The sequence below is a fragment of the Frankia sp. CcWB2 genome, assembly GCF_977927585.1.
Genome location: NZ_CDWRCM010000050.1, coordinates 19547 through 21104 on the forward strand (window position 1 = coordinate 19547; position 1558 = coordinate 21104).

The 1558-nt window shown below is 76.3% G+C and carries 2 protein-coding genes; both read left to right on the plus strand.

Annotated features, from left to right (window positions below; all coding sequences use genetic code 11):
• The coding region (locus ACY45C_RS07800) for a FecCD family ABC transporter permease (protein ID WP_462186955.1) at nt 1-376 on the plus strand (376 nt) is incomplete at its 5' end.
• Between the two features lie 5 nt (nt 377-381).
• Nucleotides 382-1467: a FecCD family ABC transporter permease gene (locus ACY45C_RS07805; RefSeq protein WP_462186959.1), complete on the plus strand. Its 1086-nt coding sequence runs from the start codon at nt 382-384 to the stop codon at nt 1465-1467.
• Nucleotides 1468-1558 lie beyond the last annotated feature (91 nt).

Here is a 1558-nt window from a genome sequence, read left to right on the forward strand (position 1 = left end):
CCCCCTTACCCGCCCGTTGAACGCGCTCGCGCTGGGTGACGAGGCCGCCCGCGGCCTGGGTGTCCGCCTTCACCGGGCCCGGATGCTGGGCGTGCTCGCGGTCGTCCTGCTCTGCGGCGGGGGGACCGCCGCCGCCGGGCCGATCAGCTTCGTCGGCCTGGCCGTGCCGCACGCCGCCCGCGTGATCGCCGGACCGGACAACCGCTGGGTCCTGCCCTACTCCGCCATGCTGGCCCCGATCCTGCTGGTCGGATCGGACCTGGTCGGACGGGTGATCATCGCTTCAGGTGAGCTGCAGGTGGGGATCATCACGGCCTTTGCCGGAGCTCCGGTGTTCATCGCGTTGTGCCGCCGCGCGCGGCTGGGCCGGGCGTGACCGGCATCGCGCCGGCCGGCCCGGTCGACCGTCCCGCCGCCGGCGCCCTCCCGCCGCCGCGGCGTCCCCGGGTGGCCCGGTTCGGCGCCGACGCGGTGTCCGTCCGGATCTCTCCCCGCGCCGTCGCGGTGAGCGCCGGCTTCACCCTGGTGATCGTGGCCGTCGGCGTCGCCACGCTCACCACCGGGGACTACCCGATTCCGGTGGGTGACGTCGCCCGCGCCCTGCTCGGGCACGGCGACGGCGGCACGGACTTCGTGGTCAACACCCTGCGGCTACCGCGCCTGCTGACCGGGCTGCTGGTCGGCGCCGCGCTGGCCCTGTCCGGATCGATCTTCCAGAGCGTCTCGGGCAACGTGCTGGGCAGCCCGGACATCCTCGGCTTCACCACCGGCTCGGCCACCGGGGCGATCATCGTCCTGCTGGTCCTGCGCGGGGACGCCGCCGGGGCGTCGCTGGGCGCGTTGGTCGGCGGGGCCGCGACCGGCGCGGCGGTCTACACGCTGTCCTACCGGCGCGGGCTGGCCGGGCCGCGGCTGGTCCTGATCGGCATCGCGGTCGCGGCGCTGCTCAACGCGGTCAACTCCTATCTGATCACCCGGGCGGCGCTGGCCGACGCGGTCGCCGCGCAGATCTGGCTGATCGGCAGCCTGGACAGCCGCGGCTGGGCCCAGGTCCGGCCGCTGGCCCTGGCCCTGGTCATCCTGACGCCGATCGGCCTCTACCACGGCCGCCGGCTGGCCTACCTGGAGCTGGGGACGGACACCGCCAAGGCGCTCGGGGTGGGCGTCGAACGCTGCCGCCTCACGCTGATCGCGGTCGCGGCGGCGTTGGCCGCGGTCGCGACGGCCGCCGCCGGGCCGGTCGGCTTCGTGGCGCTGAGCGCGCCGCCGCTGGCCCGCTGGCTCACGGCGGTCTCCGCGCCGCCGCTGGTCTCGACCGCGCTGGCGGGGGCGGCACTGGTGACGGTCGGTGACCTGGTCGCCCAGCGACTGTTCGCCCCGACCCAGCTCCCGGTCGGGGTGGCGACCGGCGCCATCGGCGGGGTCTACCTTGCCGTCCTGCTGATCCGGCAACGGCGGCGGGCGTGACGCCGCATCGGGGCGCGCGGCGCCCACCGGCGGACGGGACCGAGCCGATGACGGAGGACGCCCCATGACGCGGCTGAGCGCGCGCGGCCTC